The sequence below is a fragment of the Aureibaculum algae genome (genome assembly GCF_006065315.1).
Taxonomy (GTDB): Bacteria; Bacteroidota; Bacteroidia; order Flavobacteriales; family Flavobacteriaceae; genus Aureibaculum; species Aureibaculum algae.
Genome location: NZ_CP040749.1, coordinates 4,641,278 through 4,665,825, shown reverse-complemented (window position 1 = coordinate 4,665,825; position 24,548 = coordinate 4,641,278). Strand labels below are relative to the sequence as shown.

Below are 24,548 nucleotides of genomic sequence, written 5' to 3'. Positions count from 1 at the left end.
ATTTCACACTAACGCTAACTATTTATGGCTATCAGTAATTCATATAAAACTATTTGTTCTTATTGCGGTGTAGGCTGTGGTATCGTTGTTCACAAAGATTCAAAAGGGGGACTTAAAGTAGAGGGAGATAAAGCGTATTCTGTAAACAAAGGGATGCTTTGTTCAAAAGGGATGAATCTCAACTACGTTGTTCAAGACACTTCTGATAGAATCTTACATCCTGAAATGCGTTGGAGTAGAGATTTGCCCTTACAAAAAACGACTTGGGATGTGGCTATGGAAAGAGCCGCAGCTGTTTTTAAATCAATAATAAAAAGACATGGCCCGGATAGTGTTGGTTTCTATGTTTCTGGTCAGTGTTTAACGGAAGAATATTACATAGCCAATAAACTCACAAAAGGGTTTTTAGGAACTAATAATATTGATACAAACTCACGTTTGTGTATGAGTTCAGCCGTAGTTGGTTATAAGAAATCTGTTGGTGATGATGCAGTACCAATATCATATGAAGATATAGAATTGGCAGATTGTTTTCTAATAGCAGGAGCTAATCCTGCATGGTGTCATCCAATATTATTCAGACGTTTAGAGAAACATAAAGAAGAAAATCCAAATGTAAAAATTGTTGTTGTTGATCCGCGTAAAACACAAACGTGTGCCATTGCAGATTTGCATTTACAAATTATACCCGGTACTGATGTTGTGTTGTACAACGCTATTGCAAAAAGATTAATAGAGAAAAAGTTAATAGATAAAAAATTCATAAAAAATCATACTGATAATTTTGAAGAGCTTAAAGAAAAAGCATGTAAAACTTCTTTTTCTGAGGCCGCTAAAATTTGTGGTATTTCTGTAAATGATATCAAAAAAGCATCGCAATATATAGGCTTGTCAAAAGCCTTTATTAGTATGTGGACTATGGGGTTAAACCAGAGTGTTATTGGTGTAGATAAAAATGTATCGTTAATTAATATTTCACTGCTAACAGGTCAGATAGGTAAACCTGGAGCGGGTCCTTTTTCTTTAACAGGTCAGCCCAATGCTATGGGAGGTAGAGAAGTTGGAGGAATGGCTAATTTGTTAGCCGCACATAAAGATTTGGCGAATCCAGTACATCGAAAAGAAGTGTCAAACTTTTGGGGAAGTCAAGAGATTTCAGAAAATCCTGGTTTAACAGCAACAGAAATGTTTGAAGGATTAAATTCAGGTAAATTAAAAGCGATATGGATTGTATGTACCAACCCTGTTGTGAGTTTACCAGACTCTCTGCAAGTAGAGGAGGCTCTTAAAAAAGCAAACTTTGTAGTTGTTCAAGACATCTCTCATAACTCAGATACTACAAAATATGCAGACCTGTTGTTGCCTGCGGCTGGATGGGCGGAAAAAGAAGGAACAATGACTAATTCGGAGAGAAGAATTAGTTACTTAAATAAAGTTATTGATCCACCAGGAGAAGCATTACCTGATCTTGAAATTCTATTGAAATTTGCTCAAAAAATGGGTTTTACTGGTTTCGATTATGAAAATGCAAGTGAGGTTTTTGATGAATATAGTTTAATGACTAAAGGTACTGCAATAGATATTTCAGGTTTGTCGTATCAAAGATTAAAAGGAGAAGGTAGTTTTCAGTGGCCAGTTCCTAACAGTACTCATAGGGGTACACCGAGACTTTTTACTGATAAAAAGTTTTTTACACCATCAGGTAACGCTCAGTTTAATGTTCCGGTTCATACGTTAAATCAATCGGAAAAATTATCAGAAGAGCATCCTCTCATTTTAACAACAGGCCGCATAAGAGATCAATGGCACACAAGAACAAGAACAGGTGTTGTTAATAGATTAAATACACATATTCCATCGCCTTATTTAGAAATGAATAATGTCGATGCTTATTTGAGAAAATTAAAAGATGGAGATGTTGCGATAATTAAAAATAATAGAGGGGAAGTTAGGGTTAAAGTTAAGTTGAGTTTTGATATCAGAAAAGGAGTGGTTTTTATGCCAATGCACTGGGGCAGAATTTTAGGAGAAGACTTTGGTAGAGCAAATAATTTAACAAGTAATTTAATAGATCCTGTCTCAAAAGAACCCGATTATAAATATAGTGCTGTTGAGGTTTCTAAGTACAAAAAAGAAAAACAAAAAATTTGTATTGTTGGAGCAGGAGCAGCAGCTTATCGGTTTATTCAAAGTTATAGGGACAGGAATTTAGATGATGAAATTTTAGTATTTTCAAAGGAAAATGATATTTTTTATAATAGGGTTTTACTTCCAGAATATGTAAGTGACGAACTTAGTTGGAAAGAATTAGAAAAATTAAAAAAGGGAGAAGTAGCAAAGCTCAAATTGCAGCTGTTTCCGGGTGTGCTAATTGATAAACTTGATAAGGAAAATAAAGTTATTACCGATAGTAATGGAGATCAACATTCTTATGATGTCCTTATAATGGCAACAGGTAGTAGGGCTTTTGTTCCAACGAATGCCAATTTAGAATTGCCAGGCAGGTTTACATTACGAAGTAGACAAGATGCGGATAATTTAAAACGACATTTAGATAAAACGCAGCTTCCAGATGAAGACAAGCATGTTGTGGTCGTTGGTGGTGGTTTGTTAGGGTTGGAGCTTGCCGCAACTTTAAATAAAAAGAACATACCTGTAACCATAATACAAAGAGCTTCAAGATTGATGGAACGTCAATTAGATAGTGCGGCTAGTAGGCTTTTAGCGGATGACGTTTCTGAACGTGGTATTCAAATTTATTTTGATAATGAAGTAAGTACTGTTTTTGACGATGAAGTAGGTGATGGATTGTCGGTTACATTAAAAACAGGTAAGATTATTAATTGTAATGCTTTAGTTTATGCTATTGGTACGTTACCAAATATAGAATTAGCAAAACAAGCTAAATTAGAATCTAGAAGAGGTGTAATTGTAAATCAATATTTACAAACAAGTGATGAACATATTTATGCCATTGGTGAAATTGCAGAATTTAATAATAATTTGTACGGAATAACATCGGCAGCTGAACAGCAAGCAGATGTTGTTGTTAAGTATTTACTTGGAGATCTAAGTAGTATCTATTCAGGTTCTGTGCTAATGAATATTCTAAAATTTGAAGATTTAGATTTGTGTAGTATTGGTATGGTAAAAGCTCCAGTTAATGATAAGTCTTATGAAGAAGTTATTTTTATGGATATCTCTCAGAGGTATTATAAAAAATGCATCATCAAAGATGATAAATTAGTAGGGGTCATATTAATGGGCGATAAAAATGAATTTGCAGAGTTCAAAGTTTTAATTGAAGATGAAATAGAATTGTCAGATAAAAGGTCTGAAATTCTGAGGTCAAATAGCTCGTCTGTTCCTGTAAAAGGGAAGTTGGTATGCTCTTGCAGTCAAATAGGAACGGGTAATTTAGAAGATACCATCTTAGAAGGATGTACAGATTTTGCAGAATTGTGTAAAACCACCGGAGCAGGTATGGGATGTGGGAGCTGTAAGCCAGAGGTAAAGCATTTTCTTTCAGAAACCTTAAAACTAAATACAGTTAAGGTTTAATACGAAAATAGAAGGAAATCAAAATTGAAGTATTAAAAAATTATATTTTAGGAGATGAAAGATTTAAAAGGAGTATCAATAAAAGGTGGAATTATATCTCCAAGTGAGTTAAAACAGATTATTAATTATGCTGAATCTCTAGGACTTGATACCTTACATTTAGGGTCACGGCAAGATATAATATTTCCAGCATATGTATTGGATGCTAATTTTGAAGATGACGCACTAGCTTTAAACTCCACTATAGTTTCTGATTCTAATTATCAAAATATAGTTTGTTCTTATGTTTCTTCAGATATTTTTCCATCAACTAGATGGTTGAGTGGGGTTACTTACCTTTATATATTAGAAGCTTTTAAATATAAACCGTCGCTAAAAATTAATATTACAGATCCAAAACAACAATTGGTTCCATTATTTAGTGGTCAATTAAATTTCATTGCATCTGAACATGAAGATTACTGGTACCTACATCTGAGATTGCCAAATTGGTCAGAGTCGGTTTATTATAAGGTTTTAATCAATAGTTGGGATATTCCTAGTATTTCTGAAACAATTGAAGCGTTGTATTTAAAAGCCAAAAATATCGATGACCTTTTTGAACTTGTAAATGGTAATCTAGAAACAAATAGTAGAACTATTGACTCTAAATTAGAATTAGAATTTCATCCTTTTCCTTATTATGAAGGTATGAATAAAATAGGTACATCTCACTATTGGCTTGGTTTGTATTGGAGAAATAATAAATATTACTTAGACTTTCTAAGAGAATTTTGTGATTTTTGTCTAGACAATAAGGTGGGTAAATTATGTATTACTCCTTGGAAATCAATTATTGTAAAAGGTATTCCTAAAACAAGTAAATTAATGCTAGAGAAGCTTTTAGGTAAATCAGGAATTAATGTTAGGCATTCTTTGTTGGAACTGAATTGGCATATTCCTGTAAATGATGAAGAAGCGTTATCGCTTAAAAAGTTCATTGTAATGGATTTTGACCAGAATGATATTAGTACCTATGGTTTAACCTTTTCAATAGCAAATCGAGGTGCAGGTAATATTTATTTTACTTCAATAGTTATTGAGAAGAATATTGTACCAAGTATTGTAAAAGAATTTGATATTAGACCAACTTATAATGTACTGTATTGCGATAAATTTGATCCTAATACTCAAAAGTATAACGTATATGCTCAAGATGTTGATAAAATTGAATTGTCAGGTCTGCTTATGGAATTGAGTAAAAAGTATTTTGAGGGGTTTGGTAATGAAATAGTTAGTGATGATGAAGAAAAGGTTGATATAAAAGAGAAGGAAGCCGTATATCAGTGTATAGATTGTCTTTCAGTTTATAGTGCTGTCTGTGGTGATAAAAAAGCTAATGTTGATCCGGGAACAGCTTTTGAAGATTTAAACAGTTCATATAAGTGTTCTGTATGCGATTCGCCTAAAACGACTTTTAAATTGATTGAAATTTAATTTTTAGGATCTTTTTTTTCAACCAATGTTTTTGTAATCTCGTTCAGTACTTTTACCTTTTCTTCAAAATCTCCTTTAATTGTTTTTCTGTAGGTATTCAAATTTTCGACAAACTCGTTTACATCTTCAGGTATAACTTCTTCAAAAAATTGACGAAGACGTTTTGCAGTAGTGGGTGACTTTCCATTTGTGGAAATGGCTATCTTTACATTTCCTTTTGTAACAATTCCTCCCATATAAAAATCGCAATATGGTGGGTTGTCCGCTACATTTACTAATTTACTTTTTTTACGACAATCATTATAAACTTTAATATTTACTTTAGGATTGTCAGTTGTAGCTATAACAATATGTTTCTTTTTTAAAAAACGTTTATGGTATTTATCGGTAATCATTTCTACGCCAAATTTATTTGCCAACGCAATGGTTGGCTCTCTAAACATAGTTGAAACCATGGTTACATTAGCGTCTGGACTAGATTTTAATAAGAATGTCAATTTTTCTTCAGCAACATTACCTCCGCCAACAATCAGTACATTCAGATTTTTAACTTTTAAAAATACCGGATATAAATTATTATTCATACTACAAGTTTTATGAAGAAAACAAATTGGATTTAGATTTTGATATATGATAACACGCAGTATCAACCACTGAATACCACCAGTTTTTTATTTCTGTCTAAAATAAATTATAATAGGTACACCATGGAAGTCGAAAATATCTCGCATTTTATTTTCTAAAAATCGCTTATAAGCTTCCTTTACATATTGAGGTAAATTACAGAAAAACACAAATTGTGGTGTAGGTGTAGGCAATTGCATACAATACTTGATTTTTACAAATTTACCTTTATTTGCAGGTGGTGGGTTTCGTTCTATTATATCTAACATAGTATCATTTAATTTACTTGTAGATATTCTGTTTTTACGTCTTTCAAAAACTTCAACCGCAGTTTCAATAGCTTTAAAAATGCGTTGTTTTGTAAGTACGGAAACAAAGAGAATGGGTACATCAGTAAATGGTTCAATTTCTCTTCTTATTTTAGCTTCATACTCTTTAGTAGTTTTGGTTTCTTTCTCAACCAAATCCCATTTATTGACAAGAATAATGATGCCTTTTTTGTTTTTTTCAGCCAGCCAGAAAATGTTCTGATCTTGTCCTTCAAAGCCACGTGTAGCATCTAGCACTAAAATAATAACATCAGAATGTTCTATAGCTCTAACAGAACGCATTACAGAGTAAAATTCCAAATCTTCTTTTACTTTACTTTTACGTCTAATTCCTGCAGTATCAACCAAGTTAAATTCAAATCCAAAACGATTGTATTTTGTATCTATGGAATCTCTTGTTGTCCCTGCAATATCAGTTACAATGTATCTGTCTTCTCCAATTAAAGCATTAATAAAAGATGATTTTCCTGCATTGGGTCTACCTACTACCGCAAAACGAGGTAAGTCGTCATTGTTTTCTTCTTCTCTTTCAGGTAAAACTTTTACTATAGCATCTAGCAAGTCACCCGTACCACTACCATTTATACTCGCAATGGTATAATATTCTCCTAATCCTAAAGCATAGAACTCTACGGCATCAGCATTTCGTTTACTATTGTCAACCTTATTAATAACTAATAATACTGGTTTTTTGACTTTTCGAAGTAATTTTGATACATCTTCATCCATCCCGGTTACACCGGTTTCCACATCAACCATAAAGAGAATAACATCAGCCTCATCAATGGCCAATTCAACTTGTTTATCGATTTCAGCTTCAAAAACATCATCAGAACCCTTAACATAACCACCGGTATCAATTAAGGTAAATTCACGCCCGTTCCATTCACTTTTTCCATAATGTCTATCACGTGTAACACCACTAGTGGCGTCAACAATAGCCTCGCGGCGTTGAATTAAACGATTAAAAAAAGTGGATTTTCCTACATTAGGTCTTCCTACAATAGCAACTATACTCATAACTTCAAAATTGTTTGCAAAGATAAGTTAAATAGTCGGAAGACACGAGTTAGAGGCTATAAGTTAAAAGTCGGTTGGTAATATTAGAAATTAAAAGTATAAAATATTAAAAATTATAACTGAAAAAATAGTAATTTTATCTTTGTATTTTCCACTTATGAGCGAACCAATTCTTGAAGATAATCTTAATAAAATCCTTTTAAAACCTCGTTTTAAGGAGGAGTTATTAGAAGATAAAAGTGCTATTTTAAAAAAGTTTGAAGATTATTTTAAGCAAGATGATTCAAAGTTTAGAACTAAAACAGCTGATAGTCATATAGTTATTGATGTTCCTGATGAGGAAGATCATTTTTGGTCTCCACAATTACAAATCGAAATTATTACTGAAGATGATAAAACGATATTGAAAGGTTTATTTGGTCCAAAACCTCAAGTTTGGACCATGTTTATGTTTTTTCATTTTGCAGTTGCATTCGCTTTTATAGTGTTTTTAATTATGGCATATACCAAGTATAGTTTAAAGCAAGATTATCAATTTTCTATGTATATGTGCATTGCTATGCCTATACTTTGGATTCTTTTTTACGTTTTTGGGCAATTAGGTAAAAAGAAAGGCTATAGTCAAATGATTGCATTGGATGCATATGTAAAAGACATACTAGGTTCCAGTATTCAGTAGCTTTTTTTAGTTTGAGTTTACTTTTGGTGACTGCCTATTGAGCATCAAGTATTGTTTTCATTTCTTGTTGTAACTCCAACGACTTTTCACTTGCTTTTTCAGCAAAGTCAGTACCGTTAGATGCGTAAATAATTCCACGACTAGAATTTACCAACAGTCCAATATCATCTGTTAATCCGTATTTACAAACATCTTGTAAGCTTCCTCCTTGTGCACCAACGCCTGGTACAAGTAAAAAGTGATTGGGAACAATTTTTCTAATTTTTTGAAAATATTCAGGTCGTGTTGCACCAACCACGTACATTAAGTTTTCTGAATTTTTATAGTTTAAAGAAGTTTTTAAGACACGTTGGTAAAGCTGTTCATCATTATATTCTAAGGTTTGAAAGTCTAATCCACCAGCATTAGACGTTAAGGCTAGAAGTATTGTGAATTTATCTTTAAACGCTAAAAAAGGCTCTACAGAATCTCTACCCATATATGGAGCAACGGTTATAGAGTCGAAACTTAAATCTTCAAAATAAGCTTTAGCATAGCGTGTTGATGTATTTCCGATATCACCACGTTTGGCATCGGCAATTGTAAATATTTCGGGATAATTTTGGTTTAAATAATTTATCGTTTTTTCAAGAGATTGCCATCCCTTGATACCATAAGCTTCGTAGAAAGCAATATTGGGTTTATAAGCAACAGTTAAATGATGAGTAGCGTCAATAATTTGTTTGTTAAATTCAAATATAGGGTCTTCTAGCTCTTTTAAATGTTCAGGAATTTTGTCCAAATCCACATCTAAACCAATACATAAAAAAGACTTTTTTAATCTAATCTGCTCAATAAGTTGCTCTTTTGTCATAAAAATCAATAAATTTTTACAAAAATAAGGATTAATAATAGATTATTCTTTTCCGTTTATAAAACAAAATGTCATGAGGAGTTCTTATATTTGTACTTTAAATAATGTTAACATTAAATACCACAAAATGAGAAAAAATATAGTTGCTGGAAACTGGAAAATGAATAATGACCTTTCAGAGTCTAAAAAGTTAGTTAAAGGAATAAAAAAAGCAATTAAAAAGAAAGAACTGAAGAATACAAGGGTAATTGTTTCTCCAACTTATGTTAGTTTAAATGCTGTGGTTAAAAAAGCAAAAAAATCTGCAATAGAAGTGGCGGCACAAAATATGCATCAAGCGGATAGCGGAGCTTATACGGGTGAGATTTCTGCAGATATGCTAAAAAGTGTTGGTGTGAAAATAGTTATTTTAGGACATTCAGAACGTAGAGAATATTTTGGTGAAACAGATGCTTTATTGGCTGAAAAAGTAGACCAAGCTTTAAAAAACAAATTAGAAATTATTTTTTGTTTTGGTGAGAAATTAGAAGATAGAAAAAATGACAACCACTTTAAAGTTGTAGAGTCTCAAATAAAAAATGCATTATTTCATTTAGAAGCTAAGCCTTGGAAAAATATAGTTTTAGCTTATGAGCCTGTTTGGGCAATAGGTACTGGTGAAACTGCAAGTCCTGAACAAGCTCAAGAAATGCACGCTTTTATTAGAAATTTAGTTACTAATAAATATGATGCTAAAGTAGCGGACAACGTTTCTATTTTATATGGTGGTAGTGTAAAACCAGCTAATGCAAAAGAAATTTTCTCTAAACAAGATGTTGATGGTGGCCTTATTGGAGGTGCAGCATTAAAAACTGAAGATTTTGTAGCATTAATTGACGCTATTTAAGTTAAGGAATGTCAAATATATATATCGGCTATAATTTTGTGGTCTCACCATTACAACCTGCAACTGAGATACTAATTGCAGAACTTGGGTATGTGGGTTTTGAAAGTTTCGTAGAAAACGAAAATGGTTTTATTGCCTATATTCAAAAGGAAGATGATTCAGAGACTATATTAGATGAAATTTATGTGCTTCAAGGTGATGAGTTTGAAATTTCATATACAAAGGAAGAAATAGAACAAGTCAATTGGAATAGTGAATGGGAGAAAAATTTTAATCCCATTCAAGTAGATGATTTGGTTAGTATTAGAGCTCCTTTTCATCCCAACCCTAATCTGAAATATGATATAGTTATTGAGCCAAAAATGAGTTTTGGTACAGGTCATCATGAAACCACACACATGATGGTACAACATATTCTTAAACTAGATTTACAAGGTAAGAAAGTGTTAGATATGGGGTGTGGTACTGGTATTTTAGCAATTCTGGCTGAAATGAAAGGAGCAACTCCGTTAGATGCTATTGATATTGATGCTTGGTGTTATGAAAATTCATTAGAAAATGTTGAACGAAACAACTGTAGGCATATAAACGTTTATGAAGGGGACGCTTCAATGTTAATCAATAAAAAATATGATGTTATTATTGCGAATATCAACAGGAATATATTACTGAATGATATTAAAATATATGCTGATTGTTTAAATGAGAATGGCGTTTTATTGTTGAGTGGTTTTTATGAGGAAGATATACCAATTATTGATGCGGAGACCTCAAAATACAGTCTGAAATTAGAAGAATTTATAGAACGAAACAATTGGGTGGCTTTAAAATATTTAAAAAGCTAAACTGTTAAATTATTTTAAAATTAGAATCTTTTCTTTATTTTTATACCCATTATGAGCGAACAACATAAAAAACAGGAAGATTTTGATGTTCTTGAACAAGAACTAAATCTACATGAAATAATCCTTTTTAATGACGATGTTAATACTTTTGAACACGTTATTGAATCATTGGTAGATGTTTGTAACCATTCTTCTGTACAGGCAGAACAATGTGCCTTTTTAGTACATTATAAAGGTAAATGTGCTGTAAAAACTGGAGAATACGACGAGCTGAAACCACGTTGTACAAGATTGTTAAATTTAGGACTGTCTGCCGAAATCGTTTGAAATGGACGTTTTTGTCTTAAATTCTTCTTTTAAATCGTAAAAATACTTCGTAGATTTCCTCTTTTCTGTAATTAATAATCAATTTTATTGAGTATTCACTAATACGAGCTGATTTGCTCTATTTTATTTTGGGAATATTTTAAAAAGTTTTAATTATTAAGTACATTTGTAAGCATTAATTTTAAGAAATATATAATTATTATGGCATTTGATATTGAAATGATAAAAGGCGTTTACAAAACAATGGGTGAGCGTATTGATAAAGCTCGGTCTTTAACCGGTAAACCGTTAACTTTGGCAGAAAAAATATTATATTCTCACTTAGATGAAGGTATGCCAACTCAAGTCTTCCAAAGAGGTAAATCTTATGTTGACTTTAAGCCAGATAGAATTGCTTGTCAAGATGCTACTGCACAGATGGCTTTATTGCAATTTATGCAAGCAGGTAAGCCTAAAGTTGCAGTGCCAACTACCGTGCATTGTGATCACTTAATTCAGGCCAAACAAGGTGCTAAAAAAGATTTAATAAGAGCAAATAAAACCAGTCATGAAGTTTTTGATTTTCTAGAATCAGTTTCTAATAAATATGGAATTGGTTTTTGGAAACCAGGTGCAGGTATTATTCACCAAGTAGTATTGGAAAATTATGCTTTTCCTGGTGGAATGATGATTGGTACCGATTCTCATACTGTAAATGCAGGAGGATTAGGTATGGTTGCTATAGGTGTTGGTGGTGCTGATGCTGTAGATGTAATGGCAGGAATGCCATGGGAATTAAAATTCCCTAAATTGATTGGTGTTAAGTTGACTGGAAAGTTAAATGGATGGACAGCCTCCAAAGATGTTATTTTAAAAGTAGCAGGAATTCTTACCGTAAAGGGTGGAACTGGTGCAATTGTTGAATATTTTGGCGAAGGAGCTAAAAATTTATCTTGTACAGGTAAAGGTACAATCTGTAATATGGGTGCGGAAATTGGAGCAACCACATCAACTTTTGGTTATGATGATTCTATGGAACGTTTTTTACGTGCTACAGATAGAAATGATATTGCGGATGAAGCTAATAAAGTTAGAGAACATTTAACAGGTGATGCAGAAGTATATGCAGCACCTGAAAAATACTTTGATCAAGTAATAGAAATTGACCTAAATACTTTACGTCCTCACCTAAACGGACCTTTTACGCCAGATTTAGCTACGCCGGTAGGTGAATTAGGTGAAAAAGCAATAAAAAATGGATGGCCAATAAAAGTAGATTGGGGATTGATAGGTTCTTGTACCAATTCTTCTTACGAAGATTTAACACGTGCGGCATCAATTGCTCAACAAGCTATTGATAAAAAATTAAAACCGAAAAGTGATTTTGGTATCAATCCAGGGTCTGAGCAAATTAGATTTACTGCTGAACGCGACGGATTATTAAGCGTTTTTGAAAATTTAGGAGCTACAATATTTACGAATGCTTGTGGGCCGTGTATCGGTCAATGGGATAGAAGTGATGCTCAAGGAGATAAGAAAAATACGATTGTACACTCATTCAATAGAAACTTTTCTAAACGTGCAGATGGTAATCCAAATACCCATGCTTTTGTTGGTTCTCCGGAGATGGTAGCGGCAATTGCAATTTCGGGTAGATTGGATTTTGATCCGATGAATGATACATTGCTTAATGAAGATGGTCAAGAAGTGAAATTGGACGAGCCTAGAGGAATTGAATTACCACCAGAAGGATTTGCTGTTGATGATAATGGTTTTTTAGCACCAGATGCAGACGGAAGTGGCGTACAAATTAAAGTGAATCCAGAATCTGAACGATTGGAGTTGTTAACTCCTTTTCAACCTTGGGATGGTAAAAACATTACAGGAGCGAAATTATTGATTAAGGCTTTTGGGAAATGTACAACTGACCATATTTCTATGGCTGGACCATGGTTGCGTTATAGAGGGCATTTAGATAACATTTCTAATAACACATTAATTGGGGCGGTAAATGCTTACAACAAGCAAACCAATATGGTTAAAAACCAATTAACGGGTGAATATGGTGCGGTACCAGATACAGCAAGAGCTTATAAAAAAGCTGGAATTCAATCCATAGTTGTTGGTGATCATAATTATGGTGAAGGTTCTTCTCGTGAGCATGCTGCGATGCAACCTAGACATTTAGGTGTTATTGCTGTTTTGGTAAAATCTTTTGCTAGAATTCACGAAACCAACCTTAAAAAACAAGGGATGTTAGGGTTAACTTTTGCAAATGAAGCGGATTATGATAAAATTAAAGAAAATGATACATTTGATTTTATTGATTTAGTTGATTTTGCTCCAGAAAAACCATTAGCTATTTTGGTGAAACATGCAGACGGTAGTGAAGATACTATAATTGCAAATCATACATATAACGAAAGTCAAATACAATGGTTTAGAGAAGGTTCTGCTTTAAATTTAATTAAAAAAGAGAATGTTGCTTAGTAATATATACTGAAAAATAAATTTTATAAAGAAAACTCCTAAGAAATTAGGAGTTTTTAAGTTTTAGAAAAACACTCTAAATGCTACGTTTGGAGTGAAACCTAAAGAATAGGTATTTATTTCTTTAACCGTACTGTTATTTTGATCGATATAATAATAGGTGTTTAAGATGTTCTTTTTATCTAATAAGTTCAATACAGAGACTCCCGCTTGAGCTTTAATCCGTTTAGAGAATTTAAAATCATAAATTGCTGAGGCATCTACTCGGAAATAAGATTTTAAATTACTACTATTTGCAGATTCATAATTTATTTCATTACTTGTTATTTCATTACCAGCAATAGGTTTTGTTATTGGTTTTCCTGTACGCCAATTACCGCCTAAAGAAAGTTTTAAATTATCGAAGGTATAACCACCAGCTACAGAAACGGTATGGCTTATGTCGTAATTACTAGGAAAATGATTGTTATCTAATTCCTTAAATTGATAATTGTTATCCGCGAAAGAATAGCCTAACCAAGTGTTTAATTTTCCAATTTTATTGTTTACCATAAAATCAAAACCTTTCACATCGTAAGTACCAATTGAATTTATAAATTCATATTGATTACGAAACCCCTGACTCTGAGTAGTAATACCATTAACATACTTGTAGTAAACTTCTGCATTTATTAAAAGTCCATCATAACTATAATTGGATCCGAAAGACAGTTGTTTACTTTTTAAAATAGGAATAGAGTTGTCATTTGCTAAGTTCCACCTTCTACTTTCAATACCTAAAAAATTATTTCTAAAATCGTTTACTAGCGTTGTAGTTTGACTTTTAAACTCTCCCAAAACTTCAAAAGTGATTTTATCATTTATTCTGTAATTAAAATTTAGTCGAGGTTCAATGATAAATTTGTCGAAAGTAGTTAGGTAGTTGACGCGTACACCTACATTAACATTAGTGTTTCCATCTTCAGATCTATACGCTGCAGTCGATGAGATGGCGTGAGATTGAACCATTCTTTTATCTATAGTATCTAATACAGGGGAATTTAATTTATCGGCATTTGTTATTTCAGTTTGTTTAAAATGATAACCGTTATGCAATGTAAAATAATCATTTAGTTCTAGCCTTGAATTTAAATCTAACCCTACTTCTACAATTTTATTTTTTTGATTTAAAATCAGTTCATTAATAATGTCAAAGTTGGTCCCTTTCAGTTCGTAGGCAGTAGTGTAAATTTGTGCGGTAGTCTGAAATTTATCATTCCATCTTCTTTTATATTCTAAACCGCCTGCAATATTACTTTGATCTAAAGAGCTTTCTCGTGACGCAGATTGACCACCACCAAAGGCATTTTCACTAATGGTTAAGTTATTTTTTAAATGTAAAAAATTGAGCCTAATATTATCTTTTTTAGACAACTTATAAATCCATCTTAGGCTCACATCATAAAAATCGAATTTTTCATCTGTACTATTAGTGTTGTTTGTGCTTGAGACAACATCCGTATTTTGAAAAGCTCTATCGAAATACTGCGTATAAGTTGGAGTGTTTAAAAATTCATTAACAGATGTTCTTGAGGCTATTTGTAATGATGAGCTCTTATGAATTGGTATATCGACAAAGGCATCTAAATTTATAAAATTCAATCCAACTTCTGCATTTAAAATTTTATTCACAATACGATCAGATTCCATGTCAATGGTTCCTGAAATTCCGTCGGCGTAATTTGATGGGGTTCCGTTTTTATAGAGTTTTACTTTTTTAGTAATACGTGGATTTACAGCGGAGATTAATCCGAAAAAATGTCCAGATTGATAGAGTTTAATACCATCCCATTGAATTAAATTTTGATCATGGGTGCCACCTCTCACATTAATGTTCGATACAGTTTCATCAATACTTTGTATACCGGGAATTACTTGTATGGTTTGTAGGACATCGGTTTCTATAAGACCCGGTACAATACCGAAATTCTTATAGTTTACACTAATGCTTCCATCCATCACTTTATTAATACCTTCCGTAATATAATCCTTCAGAATTATTTCAGATAAGTTTTCTATTTTAGAGTCTAGAAAAATTACATCACAATCGTTTGGGTTTAAATTTTTTGCATAGTCAGTAAAGACATCATAGCTAATATGTCTAATCGTAATAATATCGTGTTCAGACAAATCTTCTAGCATAAAATAGCCAGTTTCATTACTAATAATAGATACGCCATCTGTTTGTACTACAGCTCCCTCAATTGGAAAGTTTGTAGTACCGTCCATTAAATAACCACAAATTGAAAATAGATTGGCTTTGTTTTTTGTAATGGTAATGTAATTACTACCAATTATTGTAAATACTAATGGGGTGCTATTTTGTAAATAAGAAATTGTCGCTTTAAGCGTAAGCGAATCTGCAGGAGGTTCAATAGAGACATTTCTTATGTCTTTATCTATAAACGAAAAATTAGAGTCAAAACGTGACTCTAATTTTTCTAAAATTTTGATAAGTGATTGCTTATCTTTTTTGGTTTGTGCTGTAATTGAAGTTAAACAAATAAAAGATAAAAAGAATATACATAGAAGTAATTGCTTTTTTATCACTCTTTGGTTAAAACTATTTTGGTTTTATTTTCTTTGTTGTATTTCAATTCTAATGGTATTGTTATTGCTTTCAAAGCTAATTCTTGATCATTTAATGCAAAACTACCAGTAAATAATTGGGTCATGTCTACATTATTTGTTTCTACTTTAATATTATATTGTCTCTCAAACTCTTGGATTACTTCGCTATACGGAACACTTTTAAAACTACTCATATTTTTGCTTGACCATGAAGGTAATGAGTCCTTTGTTTCGTCTTCTATAATTTCATTTCCAATTACTTTGAATGATTTACCTGCAGGAAGTTTTATTTCCTTTCCTTTATATTTTAGACTTACTAAGCCTTCATAACAAGTAACTTCAAAATAATTAACGCGTTGTTTTACGTTAAATTGTGTACCTAGAACACTTACCTTACCTAACCAAGTGTTTACATCAAACTGAGATCCCTTGGCAACATCAAAATATGCTTCACCAACTAAATTTACTTCTCTGTTGTTTTCCCAATCTCCTTTTTTGTATTGTAGGGAAGAAGATGCGTTTAATTTTACATTAGAATTGTCTGGTAATTGAATTGTTGTTTGATTACTAGCTAATGTTTTAACCGTTGTGGTGTCACCATATAAAGGAGCGTAGTAAATAGCTAATCCAACTAAAAGGATAGCCGCTACTCTCATTAATGGTTTAAACCAATTTAATGTTTTTACAGGGGTTGCTGTTTTTTGTCGACGCTCACTAATTATGGCATTTAATTTACCATATTCAAAATCAACATCATAAGATGTGTCTTCAAAAAGCTTGGCCTTTTCAGATAGCTTAGCGTAAGACGCATACTCGGGCAAGGCCTTAAAGGCACTAAGCTCGGCATCGTTTATCTCGCCATCTAACCATTTTTGTATTAAAAGTTCTTTTTTCATATCAATGTTTCTTATTACATAACAATTGAAGTTTGGTTTTTCCTACCCTAAGTATAGAATTTTTTTTAATTCTTTTTAGAGGTACTTCACTTATGTAACAATTACAACTCATAAATTCCTACCAATATATGCTAAATTCCGTCAATTTCTTTTCTTAATTTTTCTAAAGCACCATAAATTCGCTTTTCTACACCCTTTCTAGAGATGCCTAACTCTTCAGCAATCTCTTTATGTTTTTTACCTTCTATTCTATTCATAAGAAAAGCTTCACGCTGAGCTTCAGTCAAATTACCTAATGCTCGTTGGTATTTTTTCATATACTCAGATTCTTCCATAATAAATTCAGGAGTCTCGTTCGTATAGTGTTTGGGCTTAACTTGTTGATGTTTTAAAACTACCTTCTGATGTTTTACTTCATTAAGCATCATGTTATTTGCCGTTGTAAATAAAAAAGATTTCGCTTTTTCTGGAGAAACATTTTTACAATTATCCCAAAGTTTAATAAAAGCTTCTTGAACTTTATCTTTTGGGTTTAAATTATCTCCGTATTTATAACGTAAAAAATTATGCACATCTTTAGAAAGAGTTTGAAATATATTTGAAAATACACGCTCTTCGCAAACATTTGAATTTAAAGATTGTACCATATAGTTGATAAAATTTATTTAGTATAGGTTTATTTATGGTTCTTTTAAATAGCAAATGGAGCTACAATTAGTTTTGTGAATTCTTAAAGTATATCCATTTATAATCATCATAATAACTGCAAATTGGTATAAATTATTGTTTTTAGGTGCTAGAAATATATCATTTGAACAGTGTGGTAATTGGTAAGAGGTTGTAATGACTCACATTTTTTTATTATATCAATTCATTCTAAATAAGAATATTATTCATAATAATTATGAAATAAAAAAAAGTTAATTTTTTTACTGCTTTTATCCTGCTGAAAATAAGATAGTTATATATTTTTTAATAATTTTTATTTTTTGGGGTAGGAATTCTAGCACGGTTGTTGTTTTATACATGAAGAGTCGAAACTAATTAGTAAAAAGAAATATAACTTTTAATACTCTTGACTGAAATTTAATAAGTGAAACATAAAGTAAACTTTTAGTAGTCCCTAAAAAGAAACATTTATTACAGTAAAAAAGTCAATCATAGTATAAAAGCGAAATGGGAAAATTGCTATAATTTTATTGCGAATTTGCCTGACAGGTTTAGGCAAATTCGCTTCCCTAAAGAAAACACTCATTAAAAGAGTATAAAATTAGTTTAAGTTGATAGTTTAGTTAGAAGAAAGCAGCCCACTGAAGAGTGGGCTTTTTTTTATTTTGTATGCTATTACTCTCAGATCTTCAAAAACTTAATCAAAAAGAAAGCTTTCTTATTTTCTATTTGGATCATAAAGAATATCATTACCTTCTTTTATTCTTAATAATATGTTATTTTCCGTGTACGTACACGGAAAATTTTGATTATATTTGGAATTCAATACGTTGATTTATTAATAAATCAATTCTGAAATAGATTTACAAACATAAAAATTTACATAAACAATGAATAAGGTAATCGTATTAACTGGTGCAGGAGGGGTGCTTTGCAGCACCTTGGCAAAAGCACTTGCTAAACAAGGGAATAAGATAGCTGTATTAGATTTACGAATCGATGCCGCAAATAAAGTTGCTGATGAGATAAATGCAGATGGAGGAACAGCAATTGGTATTGCAGCCAATGTGCTTGAAAAAGAATCGTTAGAGGCCGCAAGAAAAGTAGTCAATGAAAAGTTGGGTACTTGTGATATATTAATTAATGGTGCTGGAGGAAATCATCCATTAGGTACTACTTCTAACCCTTTTTTACAAGAGGAAGATCTTTTAAATAAAACGGAAGGTTTTAAAACATTCTTTGAATTAGATCCAGAGGGTATTAAATTTGTGTTTGACTTAAACTTTATAGGTACTTTACTTCCTACACAAGTATTTGCTAAAGATATGGTTGGGAAAGTAGGTTGTAGTGTGTTAAATATTTCATCAATGAATGCTTTTACACCTTTAACCAAAATTCCTGCTTACAGTGGTGCAAAAGCAGCTGTATCAAATTTCACGCAGTGGCTAGCCGTACATTTTTCTAAAGTCGGAATTCGAGTTAATGCATTGGCTCCTGGATTTTTCTTAACAGATCAGAATAGAACTTTATTAACTGAAACCGATGGGAGTTTAACACAAAGAGGTCAACAGATTATAGATCAAACTCCTATGGGGCGTTATGGAGAACCTGAAGATTTGGTAGGAACTACACTTTGGTTGTGTGGTGAAGGGTCAAAATTTGTTACTGGAGTAGTGGTGCCAATAGATGGTGGATTTGCCGCATATAGCGGAGTTTAAAATAAATAGATATGAGCTTAAAATTAGAACAAACATGGAGATGGTATGGACCAAATGATCCCGTTTCTCTTACAGATATAAAACAAGCAGGTGCAACAGGTGTTGTTTCTGCATTACATCAAATTCCGAATGGTGAAGTATGGTCAGTCGAAGAAATAAAAAAAAGAAAAGCAATCATAGAAGAGGTTGGGCTAACTTGGTCAGTTGTAGAAAGTGTTCCTATTCATGAAGATATAAAAACTCAGAATGGTGATTTTCAAATCTATATCAATAATTATAAACAAACACTGACTAATTTAGGTGCTTGTGGTATTGATATCGTATGTTATAATTTTATGCCAGTGCTAGATTGGACGAGAACTAGTTTAGATTATGAAGTGTCAGATGGCTCTAGAGCCTTACGATTTGATGCTACGGCATTTACTGTTTTTGAAGTTTTTTTATTACAAAGACCGGGAGCAAAAGAAAGTTATACCACTGAGCAAATAACTAATGCCGAAGCGATGTATGCCCGAATGAGTGCTGCAGATAAAAAGTTATTGATTAAAAATATTATTGCAGGATTGCCAGGAGCTGAAGAGGGATATACATTAGAAGAATTTAATGCTATACTTGCAACGTATAGCAGTATTGGTCCAAAAGAATTAAAAAAGCATCTTTTTTATTTTCTTGAACAAATTATACCAGCAGCCGAAAAAGCAGGGGTGTTAATGTGTATTCATCCAGATGACCCTCCATTTCCAATTTTAGGGTTACCAAGAGTTGTCAGTACAGAACAAGATATTCTCAATTTGTATAAGGCAGTGGATAGTCCTAACAACGGATTAACTTTTTGTACGGGTTCATTTGGAGTTCGTTCTGATAATGACTTGCCAGGAATGGTGGAACGTTTAGGAGATAGAATTCATTTTATCCATTTAAGAGCAACGCAACGTGATGAATTAGGTAATTTTTATGAAGCCAATCATTTAGAAGGTGATGTAGATATGTACGGAGTAATGAAAGCTCTTATTCTTGAGCAAAGAAAAAGAAAAGCAGCAGGAAGAGCTGATTTGAGAATGCCAATGCGTCCTGATCATGGTCATCAAATGTTAGATGATCTAAGTAAAAAAACAAACCCCGGTTATTCAGGTATCGGACGATTAAGAGGTTTGGCAGAGTTAAGAGGATTGGAATTTGGAATTTCTAAAAGTTTAAACTAATGCATCAAATAAATTCTAAAACATTTATTACCGAAAATTTTCTTTTAAATTCAAAAGAAGCTGAAATTTTATATCACGACTATGCTAAAGATATGCCGATAATTGATTATCACAATCATTTATCGCCAAAACAAATAGCAGAGAATTTGCCTATTGGAAATATTACAGACGCATGGTTAGGTGGCGATCATTATAAGTGGCGTGGCATGCGAGCCAATGGTGTTGATGAAAAATACATAACTGGAAATACTTTAAAGGAAGATAAATTTAATAAGTGGGCAGAAACAGTTCCATGCACATTGAGAAATCCTTTATTTCATTGGACCCAATTAGAGTTAAAAAGGTATTTTGATGTTGATGATATTCTTCAACCCTCAACAGCATCTGAAATATATAAAAAAGCAAATTCCATTTTAGCAACAAAGACACCTGCGGACTTGTTGGAAGATATGAATGTAGAGGTAATTTGTACTACTGATGATCCAATTGATAATTTAGAATATCATATAACTATCGCAAGTAGAAATATATTTACCAAGGTGTTACCTACTTTTAGACCAGATGGGTTGCTTCAAATTGAAGGTGCAAATTTTTCAGATTATATTAAAAAATTAAGTACTTGTGTTGGGTATTCTATTAACAATATGAATGAATTGTTAAATGCAATTCAAAGTAGAATTGACTTTTTTGATGCACATGGTTGTAGGCTTTCAGATTATGGATTAGAGCAAATTTACGCTTATGACTTTACTGAAAAAGAAGCCGATTCTATATTGAAAAAGCGATTGGTAAATAAAGAAATTACAAAGGGTGAATCTAATTTATATATGTCATTTGTCTTATATAAATTATGTAAAATGTATCATGCTAAAGGGTGGGTGCAACAGTTTCATTTAGGAGCTTTACGTAACAATAATAGTCGCCTACTGAAAGAGGTTGGTGCAGATGTTGGTTGTGACTCTATTGGAGATTTTAGTCAAGCAGAAGCGATGTCAAAATTGTTTAATAGCCTTGATTCTGAAAATTGTTTAAGTAAGACCATTACGTATAATCTGAATCCATCTCAAAATGAAGTTTTTGCAACTATGATGGGTAATTATAGTGAAGGTGGTGTTATTGGTAAGATGCAATGGGGGTCAGGCTGGTGGTTTTTAGATCAGAAAGATGGAATGGAAAAGCAAATAAATACGCTTTCAAACATGGGGCTTTTAAGCCGATTTGTGGGAATGTTAACAGACAGTCGTAGTTTGTTGTCTTATCCGAGACATGAGTATTTTAGAAGGATTTTATCTAACTTAATGGCAGAAGATATTAGAAAGGGGTTAATTCCAAATGATCTTCCTTTTGTGGGTAAAATGATACAAGACATATGTTATCATAATGCCGTAAACTATTTTAAGTTTAATAAATAGAATTAAGATTACATAAATAGATACAATCGATTGTATTTTGTTATATTTGTAAAGTTTCATACGTTAAATTATAGAATTTACTATTTTAACGTAAGGAATATGGAATAAAGAAATACAACAACCCAGATTTGGATACCGATAAATTATTAAATATGAGATTCCATCTGACCCTTAAATAACAATAAAAAGTTACCGATGAATTATAAATTTATACTTATCGCAATTCTTTTCGCAAGTATTATTTCTTGTGAAAAAGTAGATGATACAAAAATGTTGTATTTAGCACATGGTTTACCGCAAACGCATCCGGTGCACAAAGGGATCTTAGAATTTAAAAAAGCATTAGAAAAAAAATCAGGTGGAACTCTAAAAGTTAAAATATTTCCAGATGCCCAATTGGGTTCCGAAAGAGAAGTACTTGAATTATTGCAAATTGGTAGCGTAGCAGCTACTAAAGTAAGTGCGGCTACATTATCTAATTTTGTTCCTGAGTACCATATTTTAGGAATACCTTATTTATTTAGAGATAAAAAACATCAATTTGAAGTCTTGGAAGGTCCTATCGGTAAATCAATATTAGAAAAAGGGTCTAAATTTTGGTTACGGGGTCTTTGCTATTACGATGCTGGAAGTAGAAGTTTTTATACCAGTACGAAGGCTATTAGAACTCCTGATGATTTAAATGGACTTAAAATTAGGGTCATGAACAATCAAATGGCAATTAATATGGTTAATTCCATGGGGGGCTCTGCCACACCATTGGCTTACGGAGAACTTTATACTGCTATTCAGCAAGGTGTTGTGGATGGTGCAGAAAATAATCCTCCATCATTTGTGTCTTCTAATCATTATGAAATTAGTAAATACTATACGTTAGATCAACATTCTTCAGTGCCAGATGTACTTTTAATCGGTACTAAATACTGGGATAAGTTATCTGATGAGGAAAAAAAATGGGTACAAGAAGCGGCAGATGAATCTGCACAAGCTGAAAAAGTATTTTGGAACGATTCTGTTGAAGAGTCTATGAAAATTGCAAAAGAAGCTGGAGTGGAAATTATCATTCCAGACAAATCTTTATTTGCTGAAAAATCTAAATCCGTTGTTGAAGAATTTGTAAAAGAACATCCAGAAATGGCTTCAATTGTCGAACAAATTAAAAATCAATAATTATGAGTAAATCTGAGCTTGTTTTTAATAAAGTTAATCGAATTCTAGAATGGTTCTTAATATTAATTTTTGCCCTTTTAGTATTAGATGTTTTATTTCAAGTGTTTTCTAGATATATAATAGGCACTTCATTTACTTGGACGGAAGAGTTTGCTCGATTTTCATTAATTTGGATGACCGTTTTAGGAGCAGCATATCTCAATGCTAAAAGAGAGCATTTGTCAATGGATTTTGTTTATGAAAAACTTTCACCAAGCAATAAAAGAAAAGCATCTATTCTTATTGAGCTGTTTATTTTTCTTTTTGCATTAGTTGTAATGGTTGTTGGCGGTGGTAATTTGGTATATACAACATTGCACTTAGAGCAATTATCAGGTACGCTTAGAATTCCTCTAGGGTATGTGTATGCAATTATGCCTTTTAGCGGATTGTTAATCATGATCTTTTCGATATATCATATCACCAGAATTTATACAAACAAAATAAGTAATTAATTATGAGCATAGAAGTTATTAGTATTATCGTTTTGTTTGTAAGTTTCTTTGGGCTTTTATTATTAAAAGTCCCTGTTGCTTATAGTATTGGTATCGCAACAACCTTAAGTCTTCTATTGAATATAGATAAAATGCCGGGCATAACAACAATTGCTCAACGAATGACGACAGGTATTGATAGTTTTGCTCTGCTTGCCATTCCGTTTTTTGTACTTGCTGGTGAAATAATGAAACGTGGTGGAATAGCCAATAGATTAATAAATTTTGCAAAATCGTTAGTAGCTAGTCTTCCAGGAGGTTTGGCTTATGTAAACATATTGGCTTCTATGTTATTTGGTGCGATATCAGGTTCTGCTCTAGCAGCGGCTTCTGCAATTGGATCTATTATGACAGATAGGATGGAAGAAGAAGGATACCCAAGAACATTAAGTGCTTCAATTAATATTACCGCATCAACAACTGGCTTATTAATTCCACCAAGTAATATTTTAATTGTTTATGCTTTAGCAAGTGGTGGAACCGCCTCTGTTGCAGCATTATTTATTGCGGGATATATTCCGGGAATTTTGTTAGGTTTTGCTATTATGGGTTATGTTGCTTTTATAGCGATAAGTAAGGGTTACGCTAAAGGTAAGCGAGCCACTCTTTTTGAAGTTTGGACTTTCTTTAGAAAAGCTTTTTTTAGTTTATTATTATTGGTAATTGTAGTTGGCGGAATTGTGGCTGGTATTTTTACAGCAACAGAAGCGTCAGTAATTGCTGTTTTATATGCTGCAGTCTTGTCTTTGATATACGGAGATATGAAAACAAAGGACTTTCCTGATGTATTATTAACCAGTGCAAAAACAACTGCTGTGGTTATGTTTTTAATCTGTACTTCTATGGCTATGTCGTGGTTGTTTTCTTTTGAAGGAATTCCTGAAATGATAAGTACGTTTTTATTAGATTCTTTAAATAATAAATTTGCCATCTTTTTAGCAATTAATATTATTCTACTTGTTGTTGGAACATTTATGGATATGACACCTGCCGTTCTAATATTTACACCAATATTTTTACCTGTGGTTACAGCGTTAGGGATGGATCCGGTACATTTTGGAATTGTAATTGTTTTAAATCTTTGTATAGGTATATGTACACCTCCTGTGGGTACCTTGCTCTTTGTAGGTAGTGGTGTCGCAAAAGTATCGGTCACGCAAGTCATAAAACCGCTATTGCCCTTTTTAGCAATAATGGTAGCTGTGCTTATGTTGATTAGTTACATTCCTGAAATTTCAATGTTTTTACCTAGATTATTTGGTTTGTAAA

At 32.3% G+C, this 24,548-nt stretch carries 19 protein-coding genes; 13 read left to right on the top strand and 6 right to left on the bottom strand.

Annotated features, from left to right (window positions below):
- Positions 1-24 precede the first annotated feature (24 nt).
- Positions 25-3,561 (top strand): nitrate reductase, encoded by a 3,537-nt coding sequence (locus FF125_RS19760; protein WP_138951675.1) that lies wholly within the window; start codon positions 25-27, stop codon positions 3,559-3,561.
- Positions 3,562-3,615: 54 nt separating this feature from the next.
- A complete protein-coding gene (locus FF125_RS19755; protein WP_138951673.1) occupies positions 3,616-5,037 on the top strand; it encodes a rubredoxin domain-containing protein in 1,422 nt (473 codons plus the stop codon).
- Here FF125_RS19755 and FF125_RS19750 read toward each other — a convergent pair.
- Both FF125_RS19750 and der read right to left on the bottom strand, forming a co-directional pair.
- Positions 5,034-5,621, bottom strand: coding sequence for a precorrin-2 dehydrogenase/sirohydrochlorin ferrochelatase family protein (locus tag FF125_RS19750; RefSeq protein WP_138951671.1), 588 nt, complete (start codon positions 5,619-5,621; stop codon positions 5,034-5,036). The two genes, FF125_RS19755 and FF125_RS19750, sit on opposite strands and share 4 nt — an antisense overlap.
- 87 nt (positions 5,622-5,708) lie before the next feature.
- Positions 5,709-7,010 (bottom strand): ribosome biogenesis GTPase Der, encoded by a 1,302-nt coding sequence (der, locus tag FF125_RS19745; RefSeq protein ID WP_138951670.1) that lies wholly within the window; start codon positions 7,008-7,010, stop codon positions 5,709-5,711.
- 157 nt (positions 7,011-7,167) lie between these two features.
- On the opposite strand from der, the gene FF125_RS19740 reads away from it, so the two are divergent.
- Complete coding sequence (locus FF125_RS19740) at positions 7,168-7,689, top strand: GTP-binding protein (RefSeq protein ID WP_138951668.1); 522 nt, start codon at positions 7,168-7,170, stop codon at positions 7,687-7,689.
- 34 nt (positions 7,690-7,723) lie between these two features.
- Here FF125_RS19740 and pyrF read toward each other — a convergent pair whose 3' ends face one another.
- Positions 7,724-8,542: an orotidine-5'-phosphate decarboxylase gene (pyrF, locus tag FF125_RS19735; RefSeq protein ID WP_138951666.1), complete on the bottom strand. Its 819-nt coding sequence runs from the start codon at positions 8,540-8,542 to the stop codon at positions 7,724-7,726.
- Positions 8,543-8,669: 127 nt separating this feature from the next.
- Here pyrF and tpiA point away from each other — a divergent pair, with 127 nt between their 5' ends.
- From tpiA to FF125_RS19715, 4 genes are all read left to right on the top strand, one after another.
- The gene (gene tpiA, locus FF125_RS19730; RefSeq protein WP_138951665.1) at positions 8,670-9,428 is read left to right on the top strand and encodes a triose-phosphate isomerase; all 759 of its coding nucleotides are present in this window, start codon (positions 8,670-8,672) and stop codon (positions 9,426-9,428) included.
- A gap of 8 nt (positions 9,429-9,436) precedes the next feature.
- The gene (gene prmA, locus FF125_RS19725) at positions 9,437-10,273 is read left to right on the top strand and encodes a 50S ribosomal protein L11 methyltransferase (RefSeq protein WP_138951663.1); all 837 of its coding nucleotides are present in this window, start codon (positions 9,437-9,439) and stop codon (positions 10,271-10,273) included.
- A 51-nt stretch (positions 10,274-10,324) separates the two neighbouring features.
- Entirely contained in the window at positions 10,325-10,600 is a 276-nt protein-coding gene (locus FF125_RS19720; protein WP_117879775.1) for an ATP-dependent Clp protease adaptor ClpS, read from the top strand.
- A gap of 201 nt (positions 10,601-10,801) precedes the next feature.
- Positions 10,802-13,069, top strand: coding sequence for an aconitate hydratase (locus FF125_RS19715; protein WP_138951661.1), 2,268 nt, complete (start codon positions 10,802-10,804; stop codon positions 13,067-13,069).
- A 63-nt stretch (positions 13,070-13,132) separates the two neighbouring features.
- On the opposite strand, the gene FF125_RS19710 is transcribed toward FF125_RS19715, so the two are convergent.
- The 3 genes from FF125_RS19710 to FF125_RS19700 all read right to left on the bottom strand — a co-directional run bounded on the left by FF125_RS19710 (position 13,133) and on the right by FF125_RS19700 (position 17,222).
- Positions 13,133-15,658, bottom strand: a complete 2,526-nt coding sequence (locus FF125_RS19710; protein WP_138951659.1) for a TonB-dependent receptor plug domain-containing protein — start codon at positions 15,656-15,658, stop codon at positions 13,133-13,135.
- On the bottom strand, positions 15,655-16,575 hold the full coding sequence (locus tag FF125_RS19705; RefSeq protein ID WP_138951658.1) for a FecR family protein: 921 nt from the start codon (positions 16,573-16,575) through the stop codon (positions 15,655-15,657). Before FF125_RS19705 ends, FF125_RS19710 begins: the two co-directional genes overlap by 4 nt.
- 131 nt (positions 16,576-16,706) lie before the next feature.
- A complete protein-coding gene (locus FF125_RS19700) occupies positions 16,707-17,222 on the bottom strand; it encodes an RNA polymerase sigma factor (protein ID WP_138951656.1) in 516 nt (171 codons plus the stop codon).
- A gap of 912 nt (positions 17,223-18,134) precedes the next feature.
- On the opposite strand from FF125_RS19700, the gene FF125_RS19695 reads away from it, so the two are divergent.
- The 6 genes from FF125_RS19695 (at position 18,135) to FF125_RS19670 (ending at position 24,547) form a co-directional block, all read left to right on the top strand.
- Positions 18,135-18,962 carry an SDR family oxidoreductase gene (locus FF125_RS19695; protein WP_138951654.1) on the top strand — a complete coding sequence of 276 codons (828 nt, stop codon included), beginning with the start codon at positions 18,135-18,137 and terminating at the stop codon, positions 18,960-18,962.
- An 11-nt stretch (positions 18,963-18,973) separates the two neighbouring features.
- On the top strand, positions 18,974-20,164 hold the full coding sequence (gene uxuA, locus FF125_RS19690; RefSeq protein ID WP_138951652.1) for a mannonate dehydratase: 1,191 nt from the start codon (positions 18,974-18,976) through the stop codon (positions 20,162-20,164).
- The gene (gene uxaC, locus FF125_RS19685) at positions 20,164-21,576 is read left to right on the top strand and encodes a glucuronate isomerase (protein ID WP_138951651.1); all 1,413 of its coding nucleotides are present in this window, start codon (positions 20,164-20,166) and stop codon (positions 21,574-21,576) included. The genes uxuA and uxaC overlap by 1 nt, the downstream gene beginning before the upstream one ends.
- A 195-nt stretch (positions 21,577-21,771) precedes the next feature.
- Positions 21,772-22,746, top strand: coding sequence for a TRAP transporter substrate-binding protein (locus tag FF125_RS19680; protein WP_175418970.1), 975 nt, complete (start codon positions 21,772-21,774; stop codon positions 22,744-22,746).
- Positions 22,747-22,748: 2 nt separating this feature from the next.
- The gene (locus FF125_RS19675) at positions 22,749-23,240 is read left to right on the top strand and encodes a TRAP transporter small permease (RefSeq protein ID WP_138951649.1); all 492 of its coding nucleotides are present in this window, start codon (positions 22,749-22,751) and stop codon (positions 23,238-23,240) included.
- Positions 23,241-23,242: 2 nt separating this feature from the next.
- The gene (locus tag FF125_RS19670; RefSeq protein WP_175418969.1) at positions 23,243-24,547 is read left to right on the top strand and encodes a TRAP transporter large permease; all 1,305 of its coding nucleotides are present in this window, start codon (positions 23,243-23,245) and stop codon (positions 24,545-24,547) included.
- Position 24,548: the final 1 nt, after the last annotated feature.

What these genes read in the sequence shown, in the direction of transcription:
- FF125_RS19755 (WP_138951673.1), top strand. Translation starts at nt 3,616, where the DNA reads ATGAAAGATTTAAAAGGAGTATCAATAAAAGGTGGAATTATATCTCCA.
- FF125_RS19740 (WP_138951668.1), top strand. Translation starts at nt 7,168, where the DNA reads ATGAGCGAACCAATTCTTGAAGATAATCTTAATAAAATCCTTTTAAAA.
- FF125_RS19760 (WP_138951675.1), top strand. Translation starts at nt 25, where the DNA reads ATGGCTATCAGTAATTCATATAAAACTATTTGTTCTTATTGCGGTGTA.
- FF125_RS19670 (WP_175418969.1), top strand. Translation starts at nt 23,243, where the DNA reads ATGAGCATAGAAGTTATTAGTATTATCGTTTTGTTTGTAAGTTTCTTT.
- FF125_RS19680 (WP_175418970.1), top strand. Translation starts at nt 21,772, where the DNA reads ATGAATTATAAATTTATACTTATCGCAATTCTTTTCGCAAGTATTATT.
- FF125_RS19715 (WP_138951661.1), top strand. Translation starts at nt 10,802, where the DNA reads ATGGCATTTGATATTGAAATGATAAAAGGCGTTTACAAAACAATGGGT.
- pyrF (WP_138951666.1), bottom strand. Translation starts at nt 8,542, where the DNA reads ATGACAAAAGAGCAACTTATTGAGCAGATTAGATTAAAAAAGTCTTTT.
- prmA (WP_138951663.1), top strand. Translation starts at nt 9,437, where the DNA reads ATGTCAAATATATATATCGGCTATAATTTTGTGGTCTCACCATTACAA.
- der (WP_138951670.1), bottom strand. Translation starts at nt 7,010, where the DNA reads ATGAGTATAGTTGCTATTGTAGGAAGACCTAATGTAGGAAAATCCACT.
- FF125_RS19700 (WP_138951656.1), bottom strand. Translation starts at nt 17,222, where the DNA reads ATGGTACAATCTTTAAATTCAAATGTTTGCGAAGAGCGTGTATTTTCA.
- tpiA (WP_138951665.1), top strand. Translation starts at nt 8,670, where the DNA reads ATGAGAAAAAATATAGTTGCTGGAAACTGGAAAATGAATAATGACCTT.
- uxuA (WP_138951652.1), top strand. Translation starts at nt 18,974, where the DNA reads ATGAGCTTAAAATTAGAACAAACATGGAGATGGTATGGACCAAATGAT.
- FF125_RS19720 (WP_117879775.1), top strand. Translation starts at nt 10,325, where the DNA reads ATGAGCGAACAACATAAAAAACAGGAAGATTTTGATGTTCTTGAACAA.
- FF125_RS19750 (WP_138951671.1), bottom strand. Translation starts at nt 5,621, where the DNA reads ATGAATAATAATTTATATCCGGTATTTTTAAAAGTTAAAAATCTGAAT.
- FF125_RS19705 (WP_138951658.1), bottom strand. Translation starts at nt 16,575, where the DNA reads ATGAAAAAAGAACTTTTAATACAAAAATGGTTAGATGGCGAGATAAAC.
- FF125_RS19675 (WP_138951649.1), top strand. Translation starts at nt 22,749, where the DNA reads ATGAGTAAATCTGAGCTTGTTTTTAATAAAGTTAATCGAATTCTAGAA.
- FF125_RS19695 (WP_138951654.1), top strand. Translation starts at nt 18,135, where the DNA reads ATGAATAAGGTAATCGTATTAACTGGTGCAGGAGGGGTGCTTTGCAGC.
- uxaC (WP_138951651.1), top strand. Translation starts at nt 20,164, where the DNA reads ATGCATCAAATAAATTCTAAAACATTTATTACCGAAAATTTTCTTTTA.